The following is an 18,758-nucleotide window of genomic DNA, read 5'->3' on the forward strand; positions in this document are numbered from 1 at the left end:
GTTTCGGTCCGCTCACGCCGACGCACGGAGGCGCCGACCGCGGTCGGCAGCCGCCGCGGGTCAGTAGCCGCGGGCGATGAGGTAGTCCGCTAGATCCGCCAGCAGGTCGCGGGCCGGCCCCTCGGGGAGCACCGTCAGACGCTCCTTCGAGCGCTCGGTGAGGTCCTCGGCCATTTCGCGGGCGTAGTCGATCGAGCCGGCGTCTTCGAGCGTCGACACGGCGGCGTCGATCTCGGCCTCGGTCACGTCTGCGGGCGTCTCGGCGGTCACCAGCCCGTCCACGTCGACGCCCTGCTGGCGCGCGTGGAGCGTGATGAGCGTCTCCTTGTCCTCGACGAGATCGGAGCCGCGCTGCTTGCCGAGCTGTTCGGACGGCACCGTGAGATCGAGCACGTCGTCTTGGATCTGGAAAGCGCGCCCGGAGTCGACGCCGTACTGGTACAACGCCTGCACGGTCTCGTCGTCGGCCCCCATGAGCACCGCCGGGATGGCCGCCGAGGCGCCGTACAGCACGGCCGTCTTCAACTCGACCATCTCCAGATACTCCTCGGGCCTCACGTCGTCGCGGTTCTCAAACTCCACGTCGAGCGACTGCCCCTCGCAGATCCGGGTGCAGGCGGAGGCGAGGCGGTTGACCGCCTCGACGGTGTTCGCCGGCGCCGCGTCCGTGTCCGAGAGCAGCTCGAACGCCTTCGCGTACAGCGTGTCGCCGGCGAGGATCGCCGTCTCCGTATCGTACGCGCGGTGGACCGCCGGCTCGCCCCGCCGGAGGTCGTCCTCGTCCATGATGTCGTCGTGGATGAGGGTGAACGACTGGATGACCTCGACGCTGACCGCCGCGCGCATCAGGTCGAACCGCTCGCCGTCGAGCGCCGGGAACGACCGGTAGTCGGTGGCCGCGTCGGCGTCGACCTCCGCGAGCGCCTCGCCCACGAGGAGCGCCGCCGTCGGCCGGAGGCGCTTGCCGCCGGCCTCGAGGATGTACCGCGTGGCCTCGTAGAGCCGCTCCGGCTCGGCCATCGGGAGGTCCTCATCGAGTGCGTCGTTGACGCGGTCGCGGCGCTGTTTCACCGCCGCGAGCACCCGTTCGGCCGTCGCGTCCTGAGCCATCGTTACTCGGTCAGCTGGATCATGTTCCCGTTCTGCGTGACGTGGAGGTCACGCCCGAGTTTGTACCCCTTTCGGCCCGCGAGGTCGACGTACGGCGAGAAGCCTTTCATGTCCTGGTGGGCCGGGATGACGTGCTGGGGCTCTAGCGCGTCGAGCATCTGGTAGTGGCCCTCCTCGCGGAGGTGGCCCGAGACGTGGATGTCGTCGTAGATGCGCGCGCCCTGCATCTTCAGGAGGCGCTCGGACTGGTAGCGCTGGCCCTCGTTCGTCGGCTCCGGGATGACCCGCGCAGAAAAGACGACCTTGTCGCCGTCGTCCAGTTCGTACGGGGTCTCGCCGCGACCCATCCGGGTGAGCATCGCGCGCGGTTCGCCCTGGTGGCCCGTGACGATGGGGAGGTACTTCTCTTTGCCCTCCTGCATGATCCGTTTGAACGTCCGGTCGACGGACTTCCGGTGACCGTACATCCCGAGGTCGTCCGGGAAGTCGACGAAGTCCAGTCGCTCGGCGGTGCCGCTGTACTTCTCCATCGAGCGACCCAGAAGCACCGGCTCGCGGCCGATCTCTTGGGCGAACTCGACGAGCGAGGAGACGCGCGAGACGTGCGAGGAGAACGTGGTGGCGACGATGCCGCCGTCGTAGTCCTCGATGCTCATCAGCGTGTCCTTGAGGTGGTTTCGCGCGTGCGACTCGGAGGGCGTGCGGCCCTTCCGGCCGGCGTTCGTACAGTCCTCGATGTAACAGAGGACGCCGTTGCCCTCGCGGCCGATCTCGCGGAATCGCTCCATGTCGATCGGGTCCTCGAGAACCGGCGAGTGGTCCATGCGCTTGTCGAGGCCGTAGACGACCGCGCCCTCGGGCGTGTGGAGGACCGGGTTGACCGCGTCGATGATGGAGTGGGTGACGTGGACGAACTCCATCTCGACGTTGCCGGAGTCGCCGATGGACATCGTCTCGCCCGCCTCCATCTTGACGAGGTCGTTGTCGACGTTGAACTTGTTCTCGCTTTTCACCTGCTGTTTGACCAGCTCGATCGTGAACGGCGCGGCGACGACCGGCGCGTCGTAGCGGTGTGCGAGCTTGGAGATGGCGCCGATGTGGTCGAGGTGACCGTGCGTCGGCACGATCGCCTTCACGTCGCCCTCCATGTCGCTCATGACCCGGTCGTCCGGAATGGCTCCCATGTCGATGAGGTCCAGGCTGTGCATCTTCTCTGTCTCGACGTTGTCGTGAATCAGGACCTGACTCAGGTTGAGGCCCATGTCGAACACGACGATGTCGTCCCCTGCGCGAACTGCCGTCATCTGGCGACCGACTTCCTCGTAGCCGCCGATTGTTGCGATTTCGACTTCCATTGTGTTTCGGTGTCTGCGTTGCGAGCGTGAATCCCGCGCGTCGCGCGCGGCCGATGCTCGTACGGAAAGCCCCGGTACGGGTCGCTGTGGACCCCGGCGTCTTACAGCGCGTCGGTCCGCAATCCCGCTATACGGGGTCGATCCCCGTACTTACCCGCGGGCTCTGGTATCTGTATTCAACAGGCCCGCTGTTAAAACTGCTCGGGTTCGGCGGCCCGACGGATCCCCCCTCTGCCTCGGGCTCGGAGATCGTTCGATCGTCGGACAGCGACGCGGTGGCGCCCCGTCCGGCGTCCGGTACGTTTAAACACGAATCGAACGACCGCACGAACATGACTGGCCGCCCGCTCGACGTGCTGGAGGAGGCACTGGACACGCCGGTAACCGTCCACCTCAAAGACGACACCGCCCACTTCGGAGTCCTCGCCGGCTACGATCAGCACATGAACGTCGTGCTTGACCCCACCGAATTGGAGGGGTCGGCGGACGACGAAGTCGAAGACACAACGATTATCCGTGGCGACAACGTCGTTTCCATCAATACATGACCGGAGCCGGAACGCCGTCTCAGGGGAAGAAGAACAAGACGACGCACGTCAAGTGCCGACGCTGCGGCGAGAAGTCCTACCACGTGAAAAAGAAGCAGTGCTCCTCCTGCGGCTTCGGCAAGTCCGCCAAGCGTCGGAGCTACGAGTGGCAGTCAAAGTCCGGCGACAACTGAGCGGCGTCTTCTCTCCTTCACTCGTTCGACCCACCACTGAGCGACTGCGTCGCCGTACACACCACCGAGTGGGTCGGCGAACGCCGACACGCGGCGCGCCCGGTTCCGTGCCAGCCGACGGCGGAGCGCCCGAGAGAGCCTTGAGTCTCACAACCCGAGAGACGAAGCGTCGGGACCCGCGTGCCCACCAAAATATACACATGAGTGAATATCTGTTCGGTTTCTCCCGGTGACCTACGCACGATAACGAGGGTTTTTGTGGAATCGGCTTCCAGTAACGACCATGTCACACGGCGATTCCGGGGACCGTGCGTCGGCGACGGTTACATCGCTCACCGAACCGCTCGGCGACGGCTCGCGCGATCCGGCCCCCGTCGACGGGCCGACCGAGAAGTGCGGCGTCGTCGGCGTCTCGCTGGCCGAGCGCGACGTTGCCCGGCCGCTGTACTACTCGCTGTACGCGCTCCAGCACCGCGGGCAGGACTCCGCCGGGATCGCCACCCACGACGGGTTCCAGCAGCACAGTCACGTCGAGATGGGGCTCGTCGGCGACGCCTTCTCGCAGTCTGATCTGGATAGCCTCGCGGGCTCGGCGGGGATCGGACACGTTCGATACCCCACCGCCGGCGGCATCAACGCCTGCTGTGCCCAGCCGTTCTCGGTGTCGTTCAAGTCCGGCGCGCTCGGGCTCGCCCACAACGGGAACCTCGTCAACGCCGACGAGATCCGCGAGGAACTCGCGTCCTCGGGGCACGCGTTCACCTCGCAAGGGGACACGGAGGTCATCGCCCACGACCTCGCGCGCAACCTCCTCGAGTCCGACCTCATCCGCGCGGTCAAGCGAACGATGGACCGCGTCCACGGCTCCTACTCGCTGACGGTGATGCACGACGACACCGTCGTCGGCGTGCGCGATCCACAGGGGAACCGTCCGCTGTGCATCGGCGAACTCGACGACGGCTACGTGATCGCCAGCGAATCGGCCGCTGTCGACACGCTCGACGGCGATCTCGTCCGCGACGTGAAGCCCGGCGAGCTGGTCGTCCTCGACAGAGACGGCAGCGGCTTCGACTCCTACCAACTGTTCGAGGAAGAGAACACCGCTCACTGCTTCTTCGAGCACGTCTACTTCGCGCGACCAGACTCCGTTATTGACGACACGCTCGTGTACGAGGCACGGCGCGACCTCGGTCGGGCGCTGTGGGAGGAAGCCGGCGTCGACTCCGACGTGGTGATGCCCGTCCCCGACTCCGGACGCGCGTTCGCATCGGGATACGCCGACGCCGCCGCCGAGGACGGCGCCGACGTGGAGTTCGCCGAGGGGCTAATGAAGAACCGGTACGTCGGCCGGACGTTCATCATGCCCACGCAAGACGAGCGCGAGCGGGCGGTGCGACTCAAGCTGAACCCGATCCGGTCGACCGTCGAGGGACGGACGGTCACGCTCATCGACGACTCGATCGTTCGGGGGACGACCTCGACGCAGTTGGTGCAGCTGCTCCGCGACGCCGGTGCCGAAGCTGTGCACGTTCGAATCGGGGCGCCGGCGATCGTCGCCCCGTGTTACATGGGCATCGACATGGCGACCCGCGAGGAGCTGATCGCCGCCGACCGCTCGGTCAATGAGGTCCGCGAGGAGATCGGCGCCGACTCACTGTCATACCTGTCGGTCGACGCCGTCGCCGGCGCGCTGTCGTCGACGACCGCAGACCTCTGTCTCGGCTGTGTCACCGGCGAGTACCCGTACGACATCGACGGCGAGCCGACCGACCGCGACGTGAGCCGGCCGGTCGTCGGGGAAGCGTCGCCCGCCGACGACTAACGCGAGGGCGACCGTAGGGAGCCCTCGGCCATCCACGGCGAGGTCTGGTGACCGAGCAGCGTCGGCACCGCGAAGGAGACTTCAGAACCGATACGTGACTCAGTCTGGGAGGGGGCGAACAGGCGACACCCGCACCGCCCGCAGGCCGCCGTGTCGCGCACCCGCTCGCGGCCCGCGGCGACGATCACCGCATCGGTGATTCTGATTCGGGATCGTATTTCAACGCTTGCGTGCGGCGGCACGGGCGCCCGGGCGGGTCGAGCGCGCCCGCAGAGTCCAGGCAGTCAGTAGACGAGATACAGCAGCGCGTACACGACGACGCCGAGAGCGAACGAGACGATCCACAGCGAGGCGGCGACCCGGCCGACCCGCTTGTGTGCGGTGTCGGACAGGTCCGTGATCGGGCGCGTCGCCGCGAGCGTCAGCGCGTACACCACGAGCGGAACGCAGACGATCGCGAGGAGGATGTGGACGGCGAGCAGCGGGAGGTAGACGAACCCCTCGACGACCGCGGGGCCCCCGAAGTCGGTCGTTCCGACGAGTGTGATACGGTAGAGGTACATCGCGAGGAACGCCGCGAACAACCCAGTCGAGGCGAGCATGAAGCGTCTGTGGGCCTCGAAGTCGCGAGCGCGGGCCGCCCGGACGCCGAGCGCGATCGTGGCGATCGCCGCGAGCGAGACGAGGGCGTTGATCGTCGGGATCGCGTCGAGCACCGCGGTCGGGGCGCGCGGGAGCACCGAACTAGGGACGAGACCACCGACCACCGCGAAGACGAGCCCGAGTGCGACAGCGGAGAGGGCGCCGGCGACGCCGAGCGTGTGCTCGCGTGCGAACCCGGAGACACCACCGCCAGACGACGGAACGTCCGTACTCATTATCGGGGGAACGACCGGGAGCATCAAAGCCGTTGTCCGATCGCCGAGCGAACGGGCCGCTTTAACGGTCCCCGACGTGTGCGATCCCGCACTGGAGACTCGTCCGAATGGAAAGCCCTTTATCGGTAACCGGGATACGTTTGAGTGCGTACTGACGCACGATGCGTGGGTAGCCAAGCCAGGCCAACGGCGCAGCGTTGAGGGCGCTGTCCTGTAGAGGTCCGCCGGTTCAAATCCGGTCCCACGCATCTTACGGATGCGTACACGGGCGGATTTGAAGCAGGGAGCGCGGAACGCGCGACCGTAGTTCAAATCTGGTCCCACGCATCTTACGCGGTGCGGACGCATCGCGGGATGCAGGTGCTGTGCGCCCTTCGGGGCGCCCTACAGACAGCACCCACGCCCAATCCTTCCGGACGCTACACCGGCCAGCCGCGGCTTCGGCGCCTGCCCCGAAGCCGTCGCTGCGCCGCAGAGAGTAACGGTTTTCCGGGGAGCAACCGCCCGCATCTGGTATGCACGCGATCACCGGCTCCGGGTGGATCGAGGTCATCTCCGGGTCGATGTTCTCCGGAAAGACGGAGGAGCTCCTCCGACGCCTCCGCCGTGCGGAGATCGCGGGCCAGGAGATCGCCGTCTTCACGCCCGCGCTCGACGACCGCTACGGCGAGACGACGATCGGGACCCACAACGGGCGCTCGTGGGAGGCGAGCGTCGTCGGTAACGAGGGGGAGAGACCATGGGACATCCTGGACGATCTGAACGGCGAGATGGTCGTCGCGATCGACGAGGCAAACTTCTTTTCGGACGCGCTCGTCGACGCGTGTCAAGCGCTCGCGGAGGACGACCGCCGCGTCATCGTCTCGGGCACGGACCAGACGTACCGCGGCGAGCCGTTCGATCCCCTCCCCGACCTGATGGCCGTCGCCGAGTACGTCGATAAGCTCCAGGCGATCTGCGCGGTCTGCGGCGAGCCGGCGACCCGGAACCAGCGGCTCATCGAGGGGGAACCCGCTCACGCGGACGACCCGACGATCCTCGTTGGCGCCGAGGAGAGCTATCAGGCGCGGTGCCGGAGCTGTCACGTGCTCCGGCGCGATTGACGCTCATCGGAACTGTCATGACCGCGCCGTCGCTATGCAGGGTGTGACGACGTGGGTCAAGAATCCCCGGAACGGACGGGCGCGCGGGCCGGCGGCGGTCGCCCGAGCGTGGGTGGAGATACTGGTCCGCCCCTCGCGGTTCTTTCGGACCGGTGTCGCGCCCGGTGACCAGGCGCCCGGACTCGTGTTCGCGGTCTGCGTCGCCGTGGCGTTTGCCGGCGGCCGGTTCCTCTTCGAGCCCGCGACGATCCCGACCGCGTTCGGCGGACCGGCCGTCTCCGCGAGCGTCTCGCTGCTGTTCGTCGCCGTCTTCATCGCGCCCGCCGGGCTGCACCTGACTGCGGCACTGCAGACCGTGCTGTTGATCCTGTTCGTTCGCGACCGCGCCGGGATCAGCGAGACGGTTCAGATTCTCGCGTACGCGAGCGCGCCGTGCGCGCTTGCGGGAGCGCCCATCCCCGAACTTCGGGCCGCGTGTGGCCTCTACGGCGCCGGACTGTTGTTGCTCGGGATCCGCGAGGTCCACGAGACGAGCACGCTCCGCGCCGCTGCGGCGGCGGCCGCGCCGGCAACGGTGGTGTTCGGCTACGGGTTCCGCGGCCTCGACGCGATCGCGGCGCTGCTCACCCGGTGGTACATCATCTGATCAAAGGCCGTCGTACGCTCCGGATCGGCCACCGGGGATCGGCCGGGCCGACCGGTCATTTCCGGTGGCGGCGCGGGGAGCGTCCGGCGCGTGCGTGCATCGGCGTTTCGACAACCGTTTTAGGCAGGGGCCACAGGTTCCACACAAATGGGTAAGTGTATCATCTGTGGTGCGTCCGTGGACGGACGCATCTGCTCCTCCCACGAGGAAGACGTCGTCTTCGAGTTCCGCGGCAACGACCCCAACCAGCTCCGGTCGAACCGATTCTACACCGGGATCGTCGACGGCTACGCCGACTTCGGCGTGTTCATCGATCTGTCCCCGAATGTCACGGGCCTCCTCCACCGGTCGGAGCTCGACCGCCGGCTCGAATCGCTCGACTGGGAGCCCGGAGACGAGGTGTTCGTCCAGGTGAAGAACGTGCGCGAGAACGGCGATGTCGACCTCGCGTGGTCGATCCGACAGGCCGAGCGGGAGTTCCGCGGCGTGCTCATCCAGGAGGGCACCACCGAGGTGGAGCCGGACGAGGACGACGACGAGGGAAATAGCGACGGCGGCAGCGGCGGCAGCGACACCGGTGGCACCGGCGACACCGGCACCGTGACGCACAAGCCGTCGCCCGACCGCCCCGACAACGCCGAGGCTGCTGAACCCGACGCCGGAAACGACGCCGAGGCAGCCGAATCCGACACCGGAGACGATGTCGAGCGCACGGACCGCGACGACGAGAACGAGCGTGGCCCCGCGCACGCGGAGGCGACGAGCCAAGAGGGATCTACAGGCCAGGAGGGATCGACAGACGACATCGACGCCGTCCGCGAACGGAAGCAGGCGACTCCCGAGGGCGCCGGCGAGCGCGTCGACATCGGCACGCTGTCGGACCGCGTCGGCGAGTCGATCCGCATCGAAGGCGAGGTCGTCAGCGCGCGACAGACGGGCGGGCCGACGGTGTTCGAACTCCGCGATGAGACGGGCGTCGTCGACTGCGCGGCGTTCGTGCAGGCCGGCGTCCGCGCGTACCCCGAGATCGACGTGGGCGATATCGTCCGACTGGAAGGCGACGTGGAGGTCCGCCGAAACGAGGTCCAAGTCGAGACCGAGGCGCTGGCGGCGCTTGCGGGCGACGAGGCCGCCGCCGTCGAGCGTCGGCTCGCAGACGCGCTGACCGACGAAGCGCGCCCCGACGGCGTCAGCGTGCTCGGCGATCACCCCGCGATCGACACCGTCGGCGACGAGTTGCTCGATGCCGCCGAGTCGGTCCGCCGCGCGGTCATCGAGTCGCGCCCCATCGTGGTCCGGCACGCCGCCACCGCCGACGGCTACGTCGCCGGCGCGGCCGTCGAGCGCGCCGTGCTCCCGCTGATCCGCGAGGAACACGCCAAGAGCGACGCCGAGTACCACTACTTCACCCGCCGACCACTCGACGAACCGGTGTACGACATGGACGCGGCGACGAAAGACGCCACCCGGATGCTGCAGGACCGTGACCGCCACGGCGAGCAGCTCCCGCTCGTCCTCCTCCTCGGGACGGGCTCGACGGTCGAGTCCCAAGACGGCCTCGACCTGCTCGGCGTGTACGGCGCCGAGCGCGTCGTCGTCGACGCCGCGACCGCCGACCCGGAGATCGCCGACACCGTCGCGACGCTCGTCAACCCCGGGCTCGCCGGTGCCGAGACGGGCGATCTGACCACGGGCGCGCTCGGTTCCGTGTTGGCGGCGACAGTGAACGGCGACGTGACCGACGACGTGGCCCATCTCCCCGCGGTGAGCTACTGGGAGGGGACGCCGGAGACGTACGCGGACCTCGCGGCGGACGCCGGCGTCGACGCCGAGCGCGTGAGCGAACTCCGTGAGGCGGTCGCGCTGGAGGCGTACTACCAGAGCTATCAGGACAAGCGCGAGCTCATCGCCGACATCCTCTTTGACAGCGAGGGCGGCGACCTCGCGGGCCACATCGCGGGGCAGTTCCGCGAGAAGCTGGAGACGGAAGTGGACACGGCCGAAGCGAACATCGAAGAGCGCGAAGTCGACGGCCGCACGTTCGCGACGCTGGACGCCGACGCGTACAGTCACCGCTTCGACTTCCCGTCGACGACGCTGCTGGCCGACGAACTCCAGCGCCGCGGCGACCGCGACGCGACGGTCGTGTACGGCACCGACGAGCTGTACGTCCGCGCCGACGGCGACGTGGACGTACGCGAGGCCGCCGGCGACGCCGCGATGGCGGTTCCGGACGCGAGCGTCACCGCCGTCGGCGTGCGTCAGGGTCGCATCGAGTACCTCGCCGGCCGCCGCGACGAGGTGACCGACGCCGTCGTCGACGCGGTCGCGGGCCAGTTGCAGTAACCCGAGCCGTCGCAGTCCAAGCGACTTCTTGACGTCCGTTCTGAGCGGGGCAGTCTCGACGCCGCCGGACCGAGCCGGCCGATGCCGATCGGCACGAACGAAACTCTTAGGCCCGAACCCCGGCCACACACACCCAATGAGCGGTACCGCGGGGACGGACCCCGAACTCACCGAGTACGCCGAGGAGTCCGACGAGCCGGCGGCGTTCGAGCGTGCGTGCGCCCGCCTCGTCGAGCGGATCCTCGACGGCGAGATCGGCCGCGACGACCTCGAATCGGCCAAGCTCGACGCCTGCTCGGAGTTCTCCTCCCCGAAGGTGCCACAGAACACCGACCTGCTGCAGCGCGCCCCTGAGGGCCGCCGCGAGGAGGTCCGCGAGGTCGTCCGGCGCAAGCCCGTGCGCACCGCATCGGGCGTCTCCCCGGTCGCAATCATGACCTCGCCGCACACGTGCCCGCACGGGAAGTGTCTCTACTGCCCCGGCGGGCCGGCCTCGGAGTTCGACTCCTCCCAGAGCTACACCGGCCACGAGCCCGCGGCCGCCCGCGGGCAGCAGAATGACTACGACCCGTACGGGCAGGTCACCCTCCGGCTCGAGCAGCTCCGCCACATCGGCCACCCCGTCGACAAGGCCGAGCTGATACTCATGGGCGGGACGATGACCGCCCGGAGCCACGACTACCAGGAGTGGTTCGTCAAGCGGGCGCTGCAGGCGATGAACGAGTACGACACCGACGCGCGGCCGAACCCCGCGGAGGGACGCAGCTTCGCACAGGACTCGGGCGAGTACGACTTCACGTACCTGGAGGATGTGAAATCGCGCAACGAGGAGGCCGACGTGCGCTGCATCGGGATCACCTTCGAGACCAAGCCCGACTGGTGTGATCCCGAGCAGATCGATCGGATGCTGAAGCTCGGCGGGACGAAGGTCGAGGTGGGCGTCCAGACGACCTACGAGCGTGTCAACCGGGAGATGCACCGCGGCCATGGCAACCAGGCGTCGATCGACGCCAACCGGCGACTGCGCGATGCGGCGTTCAAGGTCGGCTTCCACATGATGCCGGGGCAGCCGGGGATGACGAAGGAGATGTGCCGCGAGGACTTCCGCCAGCTGTTCGAGAACCCGGACTGGCGGCCGGACTACCTGAAGATCTACCCGACGCTGGTCGTCCGCGGCACGCGGGTGTACGACGCGTGGCACCGCGACGAGTTCGAACCGCTCTCGAACGAGGAGGCCGCCGACCTCGTCGCGGAAGCGATGGACCAAGTCCCGAAGTACTGCCGGCTCCAGCGGGTCCAGCGTGACATCCCCGCCGACTTCATCGACGCTGGCGTGTGGAAGTCGAACCTCCGGCAGCTGGCCGAGCGGCGGGCCGAGGAGAAGGGCTACGAGCTCCGGGACATCCGCGCCCGCGAGGTCGGGCACAACGAGGCCGACCCGCGCCCCGAGGACGTCGAGTTGGACGTGATGACCTACGATTCCGGCGGCGGGTTGGAGCACTTCATCTCTTATGAAGACACCGAACGGGACCTGCTCGTCGGGTTCTGCCGGCTCCGATTTCCCTCCTACTCCCACGCCGCGCCGGGGGCCGGGCCAGCCGCCGACGGCGACGGCGTCCGACGGGAGCTCGCTGACGCCGCGCTCGTGCGCGAACTCCACGTGTACGGGTCGCCGGCGACGTTCGACGGCGCCGGCACAGACGGCGACGGGGACGGACGCGACGGCGACTGGCAGCACCGCGGCTACGGCCGACGGCTGCTCCGGCGGGCCGAGGACATCTCCGCCGACGCCGGGTTCCCGAAGCTGTCGGTCATCTCCGGCGTCGGCGTTCGCGGCTACTACCGCGACAAGCTCGGCTATCACCAGGACGGCCCGTACGTGAGCAAGCGGCTGTAGCCGAGGGTCGACCGGATCAGAGACGCCATCGCGCCTCGCGACCCGCCACGCATCCGACACGGACGCCGACGAGGGAATCGCGTCCGATAGTCGCACCGCCGCGCTTTTAGTTCCCGTTTCGTTTCAGCGTGTATGCGACTCGCCTTCCTCGTGACGCTCCGAGAGACCCTTGAGGGGTTCGTGACGACCGAAGCGCGCCTCGCGGCGACGGTCGTGCTCCTCACAGCGGCGGCCGTGACGGCCCTGCTGTTCACGCCCCGTGCGGTGCGGGGCGCACACCGACTCGTCCGCGACCGGGTGCTCGCGAACGAGCGCGTTCCCGTCGAAATGTCGGAGTTGGACTGGCGGTTTCCCGTCAATGCGATCGTGCGGACGCTCCAGTTCGCGGTGGTGCTCGGCGGCGGGCTTGCGACGCTGGTCGTCTGGGGGTACGTCGAGGTGGCGTTTGCGGCCGTGGCGGCGATGGCCGCGACGCTGCCGGCGTTCGCGAAGGTACTCACGACGGCCGCCATCGTCGCGGGCGCGCTGATCGCGATCGACGTGCTCGAAGCGCGCCTCGACGACTACGCCGCCGAGTCCGACGCGATCAACCAACACCAGAAGGGGATCGTCTTCCGGCTGCTCCAGTTGGCCGTGCTGGCGGCGGCGGTCGTCGGCGGACTGACGGTGTGGGGAATCAACCTCGGCGGCCTGCTCGTCGGCGCGGGCTTTCTCGGCATCGTTATCGGCACGGCCGCCCGGAGCACGATCGGCTCGCTCATCGCCGGCTTCGTGCTCATGTTCTCCCGGCCGTTCGAGCTGGGCGACTGGGTCGCGATCGACGGCGAGGAGGGCATCGTCTCCGACATCACCGTGATCAACACCCGGATCCGAACCGCCGGCGGCGAGGTGGTCGTCATCCCGAACGACCGGGTCGCCAACGCGGTCGTCACCAACCTGACGCGCCTCGGGCAACTGCGCCTCTCGGTCGACGTGGGCGTCGACTACGACGCCGACCTCGCGACCGCGGAGGCAGTCGTGAGCGATGCGCTCGCGGGCGTGAGCGAGATCGAGGACAACCCCCCGCCGCAGGTGATCCCGAAGTCGCTGGGCGACTCGGCGGTCGTGCTGGAGTGTCGCTTCTGGATCGACCGTCCCAGCGCGCCCAAGCGGGCGCTCGCGACCGCGTCGGTGGTTCGGGCGGTGAAGACGGCGCTCGACGACGCGGGAATCAAGATCCCGTACCCGCAGCGGGAGGTCACGGGCCGCGAGGAGACCGGAGGGTTCCGTGTCGCCGAGGGGCGCGGGGAGCCGCCCGGTGCCGCGGCGCCGGGAGCCGAAAACTGATCCGCGTGTCGCCGCCGCCGGGCGGACCGCGGCGTCGGGACGGTCGACGGCGGCGTCCCGATCGGTAGCTTTTGATGACCGCCAGGCGGTGGTGCGAACGTGTTCGAGGGACTCTTTGTCGATCTCGTGGGAACGGACCCCGTCGTGCAGGCGCTCGCCGGCGGGTTCGTCATCGCGGGCATGAACATGGTCGGCGCCTTGCTGGTGCTCGTGGTCCGCGACCCGTCCGAGCGACTGCTCGACGGCGCCCTCGGGTTCGCCGCGGGCGTGATGCTCGCGGCGTCGTTCACGTCGCTTATCGTCCCCGGAATCGACCTGACGGAGATCGTCGTCCCCGGCGTCCCCGCGACCGGGCTACTCACGCCGATCCCCGTGCTCGCGGGTATCGCCCTCGGCGTGCTCGTGCTCGACCAGGCCGACCACTGGGTCCCCCACGTCCACGTCCTGATCACCGGCCGGGAGCGCCCGGATCAGACCGTCATGGACGCGAAGGTCGCCTCAGTGATCCTGTTCATCGTCGCCATCACCATCCACAACATGCCGGAGGGGCTCGCCGTGGGCGTCGGCTTCGGCTCCGGGAACGTCGCCAACGGCCTCTCGCTCATGCTCGCGATCGGGCTCCAGAACATCCCGGAAGGGCTCGCGGTGTCGGTCGCCGCGATCAACGCCGGCTTCGACCGCCGGACGTACGCCGTCCTCACGGGCGTGCGATCGGGGCTCGTGGAGATCCCGCTCACCGTGGTCGGCGCGGTCGCCGTCGCGCTCGCCGCGCCGGTGCTCCCGTACGCGATGGGCTTCGCCGCCGGGGGCATGCTGTTCGTCATCTCCGACGAGATCCTCCCCGAGACGCACTCCCGGGGCCACGAGCGGGTCGCGACGCTGGGGACGATGCTCGGCGTCCTCGTGATGCTGTATCTGGACGTCGCGCTGGCGGCGTGAGCTGCGGGGCACGATAGACGACGCCGCAGCGGTCGCCGAGGCGAGGGATGCCTATTCGTCGGCGCCAGCGGTCTCGGCGATCGCGCCCGCAAGCACTCGCGTCGCGGCCGCGCAGTCGTCCCAGTCGGTCCACTCGCGGGGGTTGTGACTGATCCCCTCGCGCGAGGGCGCGAACAGCAGCGCCGCGTCGGTCACGTCCGCGACGTGCATCGTGTCGTGGGCGGCGCCCGAGTGGAGGTCCGTCGTCTCGATCCCGGCCGCGTCGCCGGCGCGGTGGGCCGCCTCGCGCAGTCGCTCGGTCATCGGCGTCGGCCGGAGGTCGAACGGTCGGGCGAACTCGGTCTCGACGCCGCGCTCCGCCTCGATCCGGTCGAGGGTGTCGCGCACGGCGCCCACGATCGCCTCCATCGACTCGTACTCCACGTCGCGCACGTCGACGCCGGCCTCGACGCGGCCGGGGACGACGTTCGTCGCGTTCGGCGACACATCGAGCGAGCCGACCGTCCCGACGGCGGAGTCGCTGCTGGCGTCGACGACCTCGTTTGCGGCCGCCTCCACGTCGAGGACGAGTTCGGCGGCCGCCGCGAGCGCGTCCGTCCGGTCGTGCATGTGGGTCGCGCCCGCGTGGTTCGCCTCGCCCGCGATCTCCACCTCGCAGTGGGTGATCCCGGTGATCGTCGTGACGACGCCGACCGGGACGCCAGCTTCCTCGAGCGTCGTGTCCTGCTCGACGTGCAGTTCGTACCACGCGTCCCACGCGCTCGCGTCGAGGCGGCCCTCCCCGCGGAAGCCGATCTCCTCCAGCGCCTCCTCGAGGGTGACGCCCTCGTCGTCGGTCAGCGCGAACGCCTCCTCGACGGTGCGCTCGCCGACGGCGACCGACGACCCGAGCAGGCCGTCGGCGAATCGCTGGCCCTCCTCCTCGGTGAAGCAGACGACCGCGACGGGGCGGTCGGGCGTCGCGTCCGCGTCCCGCAGCGCGCGGACTGCTTCCAGCGCGGCGTAGACGCCGAGCGGGCCGTCGAAAATGCCGCCCTCCGGCACCGAGTCGAGGTGGCTCCCGACCGCGACGGGGGCCGCGTCCGGGTCGACGCCGTCAGGGACCCACGTACCCGCGACGTTGCCGACGGCGTCGACGGTCACGTCGAGGTCGGCGGCCTCCATGCGGTCGACGAGGTACTCGCGGGCGCGGCGGTTCGCCTCGGTGCCGACGAGGACCGTCCGGCCGCGGCCCTCGCCCGCGTCAATGTCGCCGAAGGCGGCGGTCGCTTCGATGTCGTCGCGGAGGCGGTCGGCGTCGACGGTGAAGTCCATGCATATGGATGCAGCCTCGACGATGTTGGGTCTTTCCGAAGTAGGGGTGCGGTCGGCACCCTCGGCGGACCGGCGCCGATATCTCCCCGGATATCGGTCGGACCGGGCCGAGTTGGATCGGGCTGAGTCGGGTCGGACGCCGGAGTCCGGAGACCGCGAGCGGTCGCGTCCGTGGCGCTCTCGCACGGTTCGACAAGACTTATTCGCGCCCCCCGGCACCGAACGCGTATGAGCGACATCGTCGTCACCTTGCCGGACGGCTCGGAGCTGTCCGTCCCGGAGGGTGCTTGCGTCGAGGACGTGGCGTACGAGATCGGGCCGGGACTCGGGAGCGACACCGTCGCGGGCGTCGTCGACGGCGAACTCGTCGACAAGGCCGCGCCAGTCCACGACGACGCGCGCATCGAGATCGTCACCGACCAGTCCGAGGAGTATCTCCGGGTGCTGCGCCACTCGGCGGCGCACGTGTTCGCGCAGGCGCTCCAGCGGGTGTATCCGGATGCGAAGCTCGCGATCGGCCCGCCGACCGAGGAGGGGTTCTACTACGACATCGCAGGCGTCGACATCGACGAGGACGACTTCCCCGCCATCGAAGCCGAGATGGCCGACATCGTCGAGGCCGACTACGACATTCGACGCCTGGAGGTGTCCCGAGCGGAGGCGCTGGCGGAGTACGAGGACAACGAGTACAAAACCGAGATCCTCGACGAGGAGGCCGCCGGCGAGGACCCCGTCTCCGTCTACGAGCAGGACGATTGGCGCGACCTGTGCAAGGGACCGCACGTCGAGTCGACCGGACAGATCGGCGCCTTCGAGCTGCTGTCGATCTCCTCGGTCTACTGGCGGGGCGACGAGGAGAACGACCAGCTGACGCGCGTGTACGGGACCGCCTTCGAGTCCGAGTCGGAGCTGGAGGAGTTCCTGAACATGCGCGAGGAGGCCAAGGAGCGCGATCACCGCAAGATCGCCCGCGAGATGGATCTGTTCTCCATCCCGACGATCACGGGGCCGGGCCTCCCGCTGTATCACCCGGCGGGCAAGACGATCCTCTCGGAGTTGGAGGAGTACGTCAACGACCTCAACGACGACGCGGGCTACGGTGAGGTGGAGACGCCGCACGTGTTCCGGACGGAGCTGTGGGAGGAGTCGGGTCACTACGAGAACTATCAGGACGACATGTTCCTGTTCGACGTGAACGACGAGGAGTACGGCCTCAAGCCCATGAACTGCCCCGGCCACGCCACCATCTTCGATCAGGGCTCGTGGTCGTACCGCGACCTCCCGGTCCGCTACGCCGAACACGGGAAGGTGTACCGCAAGGAACAGCGCGGTGAGCTGTCGGGGCTGTCGCGCACGTGGGCGTTCACCATCGACGACGGCCACCTGTTCGTGCGGCCCGACCAGATCGAAGCCGAGGTGCGGCAGGTGATGGACGGCATCGAGCAGGTGCTCGACACGTTCGATCTGGACGTCTCCGTCGACCTCGCGACGCGCCCGGAGAAGTCCGTCGGCAGCGACGAGGTGTGGGAGCAAGCCGAGAGCCAACTGGAGTCGGTACTCGAGTCCTCCGCGCTGGAGTGGGGGATCGAACCCGGCGACGGCGCGTTCTACGGCCCGAAGATCGACTTCTCGTTCGAGGACGCCCTCGGGCGGTCGTGGGACGGCCCGACGGTCCAACTCGATTTCAACATGCCCGAGCGGTTCGACCTCACCTACACGGGCGAGGACAACGCCGAGCACCGCCCGGTGATGATCCACCGCGCGCTGTACGGGAGCTACGAGCGCTTCTTCATGGTGCTCATCGAGCACTTCGGCGGCGATTTCCCGTTCTGGCTGGCGCCCGAGCAGGTCCGCATCCTTCCCATCTCCGACGACAATCTCGGGTATGCCCACCGCGTGAAGAACGAGCTCTCGGCGTTCCGCGTCGAGGTCGAAGACCGCGACATGACGATCGGTCGGAAGATCCGCGCGGCCCACGACGACCGCGTGCCGTACATGGTCGTCGTCGGCGGCGACGAGGAGGAGGCACAGACCATCTCCGTACGCGACCGCTTCGAGAACGAGCGCAACGACGTGGACCCGAGCGCGTTCGTCGAGCACCTCCGCGGTGAGGTCGACAAGAAGACGGTGAAGCCCGACTTCGTCACCGACCACGACGATTGATATCCTCCCGGCCCTGAAGGGCGATGATTCCCGACCGCCGTTGGGATATTGTGGTTTACGACGTTACGTGTTCTTGAGGTGCGAACACACCAGTTTCCTTGTCAAACAAGAACGTCGATGGCTGTGCCAACCAGCCGTTACTCCTATCTTCTCCGTGAGGATTCGGAGATACTTTCTGCCGAATGTTCTCAGCACCGTTCACATCCGCGTTCGCCACCGTCTCACACTCATCACAGACGTACAACCCACGCTCCACGCGGTTCGCCTTCCGCTTCCGACCACAACACGAACACGACTTCGACGTGTCCCGCTCAGACACTTGCTTGACCGTGATGCCGTCTATCTCGGCTTTGTACGCAAGCATCGAAGTGAAGCGGTCGAACGCCCACGAGTGCAGGTCAAGGTTGCCGTGTTTCCCCCAGTTTTTCGACTCGTCGGTTTTCTCGTCCTCGCGGATGCCGGAGAGGTCGCCAACCACGATCGTACCAACATCTTCGTCCACACATCGCTGAACGATGTGTTTCGAGAGCGTGTGGAAGTAGTGAGTGCGACGAGCCGAGTTCTTCTGGTTCAACCGCGTAGGTTGCTCGGGGTCAGAATCGTCACACTGTGCGAGTCGCTTGCTGAAGTAGTAGTCGTCCTGCTTCAAGCAGTTGAGCGGGTACAGTTCGCTGTGACCGTCTTCGTAGGCGAGTGCGGCGAAGTTGTTGATGCCGAGGTCAACACCCACGGTCTTCTCACCGGGGGCTTCAGAAACCTCGATCTCGACTTTGCAGACGAAGAGGTCATCGTAGCGTTCGTGCGACTTCAGGTAGGTGGTGAGTTCGTTGTGACCGGGAATGTGGCCGATTTCAGACCACACTCGGTCGCAGACCCACCGTCCGACGTTCCAGAGTTTCGAGGCCGCGAACCCGAGCGAATCAAGGTCGTCAGACACCCGCTGCTGGTTCCTAATGGAAGCAGTGTAGGTTCGGGTAACAACCCGATTTGCTATACATAACCTATGTAACCAGATTTACTTGAGAGTATGGATTGGAGCGTGGGGTAGTGTTCAGATAAGCTGATTCCATGCGAAGGCGAAGGCTTGCAGCCAATTTTCAACGGTCTCTGCTTCGGCGTGGCTGAAACAGTTTGAGAA

General features: G+C 67.8%; 15 protein-coding genes, 1 tRNA gene and 1 pseudogene. 11 read left to right on the forward strand and 6 right to left on the reverse strand.

Annotated elements, in window-relative coordinates; genetic code table 11:
• Window positions 1-60: 60 nt before the first annotated feature.
• Both idsA3 and BUE16_RS12060 read right to left on the reverse strand, forming a co-directional pair.
• The gene (gene idsA3 / locus BUE16_RS12055; RefSeq protein ID WP_073310008.1) at window positions 61-1,110 is read right to left on the reverse strand and encodes a geranylfarnesyl diphosphate synthase; all 1,050 of its coding nucleotides are present in this window, start codon (window positions 1,108-1,110) and stop codon (window positions 61-63) included.
• Between the two features lie 2 nt (window positions 1,111-1,112).
• Window positions 1,113-2,465, reverse strand: coding sequence for a ribonuclease J (locus tag BUE16_RS12060; protein ID WP_073310011.1), 1,353 nt, complete (start codon window positions 2,463-2,465; stop codon window positions 1,113-1,115).
• A gap of 332 nt (window positions 2,466-2,797) precedes the next feature.
• On the opposite strand from BUE16_RS12060, the gene BUE16_RS12065 reads away from it, so the two are divergent.
• From BUE16_RS12065 to purF, 3 genes are all read left to right on the forward strand, one after another.
• Complete coding sequence (locus tag BUE16_RS12065) at window positions 2,798-3,013, forward strand: LSM domain-containing protein (RefSeq protein ID WP_073310013.1); 216 nt, start codon at window positions 2,798-2,800, stop codon at window positions 3,011-3,013.
• Window positions 3,010-3,186, forward strand: coding sequence for a 50S ribosomal protein L37e (locus BUE16_RS12070; protein WP_049987259.1), 177 nt, complete (start codon window positions 3,010-3,012; stop codon window positions 3,184-3,186). Before BUE16_RS12065 ends, BUE16_RS12070 begins: the two co-directional genes overlap by 4 nt.
• A 283-nt stretch (window positions 3,187-3,469) precedes the next feature.
• The gene (gene purF, locus BUE16_RS12075) at window positions 3,470-5,008 is read left to right on the forward strand and encodes an amidophosphoribosyltransferase (protein WP_073310015.1); all 1,539 of its coding nucleotides are present in this window, start codon (window positions 3,470-3,472) and stop codon (window positions 5,006-5,008) included.
• A 284-nt stretch (window positions 5,009-5,292) separates the two neighbouring features.
• Here purF and BUE16_RS12080 read toward each other — a convergent pair whose 3' ends face one another.
• Entirely contained in the window at window positions 5,293-5,886 is a 594-nt protein-coding gene (locus tag BUE16_RS12080) for a DUF420 domain-containing protein (protein ID WP_073310016.1), read from the reverse strand.
• A gap of 163 nt (window positions 5,887-6,049) precedes the next feature.
• Here BUE16_RS12080 and BUE16_RS12085 point away from each other — a divergent pair.
• From BUE16_RS12085 to BUE16_RS12115, 7 genes are all read left to right on the forward strand, one after another.
• A tRNA-Leu gene (locus tag BUE16_RS12085) sits at window positions 6,050-6,134 on the forward strand.
• Window positions 6,135-6,401: 267 nt separating this feature from the next.
• Window positions 6,402-6,989, forward strand: coding sequence for a thymidine kinase (locus tag BUE16_RS12090; protein ID WP_073310018.1), 588 nt, complete (start codon window positions 6,402-6,404; stop codon window positions 6,987-6,989).
• Between the two features lie 43 nt (window positions 6,990-7,032).
• Entirely contained in the window at window positions 7,033-7,635 is a 603-nt protein-coding gene (locus BUE16_RS12095) for a YIP1 family protein (protein WP_073310020.1), read from the forward strand.
• A 147-nt stretch (window positions 7,636-7,782) separates the two neighbouring features.
• Entirely contained in the window at window positions 7,783-9,981 is a 2,199-nt protein-coding gene (locus BUE16_RS12100; RefSeq protein ID WP_073310022.1) for a DHH family phosphoesterase, read from the forward strand.
• 136 nt (window positions 9,982-10,117) lie between these two features.
• Complete coding sequence (locus BUE16_RS12105) at window positions 10,118-11,878, forward strand: tRNA uridine(34) 5-carboxymethylaminomethyl modification radical SAM/GNAT enzyme Elp3 (protein WP_073310024.1); 1,761 nt, start codon at window positions 10,118-10,120, stop codon at window positions 11,876-11,878.
• 132 nt (window positions 11,879-12,010) lie between these two features.
• A complete protein-coding gene (locus BUE16_RS12110; RefSeq protein WP_073310026.1) occupies window positions 12,011-13,204 on the forward strand; it encodes a mechanosensitive ion channel family protein in 1,194 nt (397 codons plus the stop codon).
• A 99-nt stretch (window positions 13,205-13,303) separates the two neighbouring features.
• Window positions 13,304-14,143 carry a ZIP family metal transporter gene (locus BUE16_RS12115; RefSeq protein ID WP_073310028.1) on the forward strand — a complete coding sequence of 280 codons (840 nt, stop codon included), beginning with the start codon at window positions 13,304-13,306 and terminating at the stop codon, window positions 14,141-14,143.
• A gap of 51 nt (window positions 14,144-14,194) precedes the next feature.
• Here BUE16_RS12115 and BUE16_RS12120 read toward each other — a convergent pair whose 3' ends face one another.
• Window positions 14,195-15,457, reverse strand: a complete 1,263-nt coding sequence (locus tag BUE16_RS12120; protein ID WP_073310030.1) for a M20 family metallo-hydrolase — start codon at window positions 15,455-15,457, stop codon at window positions 14,195-14,197.
• 228 nt (window positions 15,458-15,685) lie between these two features.
• On the opposite strand from BUE16_RS12120, the gene thrS reads away from it, so the two are divergent.
• Entirely contained in the window at window positions 15,686-17,620 is a 1,935-nt protein-coding gene (thrS, locus tag BUE16_RS12125) for a threonine--tRNA ligase (RefSeq protein WP_073310039.1), read from the forward strand.
• A gap of 55 nt (window positions 17,621-17,675) precedes the next feature.
• On the opposite strand, the gene BUE16_RS12130 is transcribed toward thrS, so the two are convergent.
• Together BUE16_RS12130 and BUE16_RS16425 are read right to left on the reverse strand one after the other, a co-directional pair.
• Complete coding sequence (locus BUE16_RS12130) at window positions 17,676-18,614, reverse strand: RNA-guided endonuclease TnpB family protein (protein WP_073310048.1); 939 nt, start codon at window positions 18,612-18,614, stop codon at window positions 17,676-17,678.
• A gap of 57 nt (window positions 18,615-18,671) precedes the next feature.
• Window positions 18,672-18,758, reverse strand: a pseudogene (locus BUE16_RS16425) (IS6 family transposase); the annotation flags it as partial.

Origin of the sequence: Halobaculum gomorrense (genome assembly GCF_900129775.1) — an archaeon.
Classification (GTDB): Archaea; Halobacteriota; Halobacteria; order Halobacteriales; family Haloferacaceae; genus Halobaculum; species Halobaculum gomorrense.

Bases quoted from the DNA above. Each gene is read 5' to 3' on its own strand.
- idsA3 (WP_073310008.1), bottom strand. From the start codon at position 1,110: ATGGCTCAGGACGCGACGGCCGAACGGGTGCTCGCGGCGGTGAAACAG.
- BUE16_RS12100 (WP_073310022.1), top strand. From the start codon at position 7,783: ATGGGTAAGTGTATCATCTGTGGTGCGTCCGTGGACGGACGCATCTGC.
- BUE16_RS12120 (WP_073310030.1), bottom strand. From the start codon at position 15,457: ATGGACTTCACCGTCGACGCCGACCGCCTCCGCGACGACATCGAAGCG.
- BUE16_RS12090 (WP_073310018.1), top strand. From the start codon at position 6,402: ATGCACGCGATCACCGGCTCCGGGTGGATCGAGGTCATCTCCGGGTCG.
- BUE16_RS12065 (WP_073310013.1), top strand. From the start codon at position 2,798: ATGACTGGCCGCCCGCTCGACGTGCTGGAGGAGGCACTGGACACGCCG.
- BUE16_RS12070 (WP_049987259.1), top strand. From the start codon at position 3,010: ATGACCGGAGCCGGAACGCCGTCTCAGGGGAAGAAGAACAAGACGACG.
- thrS (WP_073310039.1), top strand. From the start codon at position 15,686: ATGAGCGACATCGTCGTCACCTTGCCGGACGGCTCGGAGCTGTCCGTC.
- BUE16_RS12110 (WP_073310026.1), top strand. From the start codon at position 12,011: ATGCGACTCGCCTTCCTCGTGACGCTCCGAGAGACCCTTGAGGGGTTC.
- BUE16_RS12060 (WP_073310011.1), bottom strand. From the start codon at position 2,465: ATGGAAGTCGAAATCGCAACAATCGGCGGCTACGAGGAAGTCGGTCGC.
- BUE16_RS12080 (WP_073310016.1), bottom strand. From the start codon at position 5,886: ATGAGTACGGACGTTCCGTCGTCTGGCGGTGGTGTCTCCGGGTTCGCA.
- purF (WP_073310015.1), top strand. From the start codon at position 3,470: ATGTCACACGGCGATTCCGGGGACCGTGCGTCGGCGACGGTTACATCG.
- BUE16_RS12105 (WP_073310024.1), top strand. From the start codon at position 10,118: ATGAGCGGTACCGCGGGGACGGACCCCGAACTCACCGAGTACGCCGAG.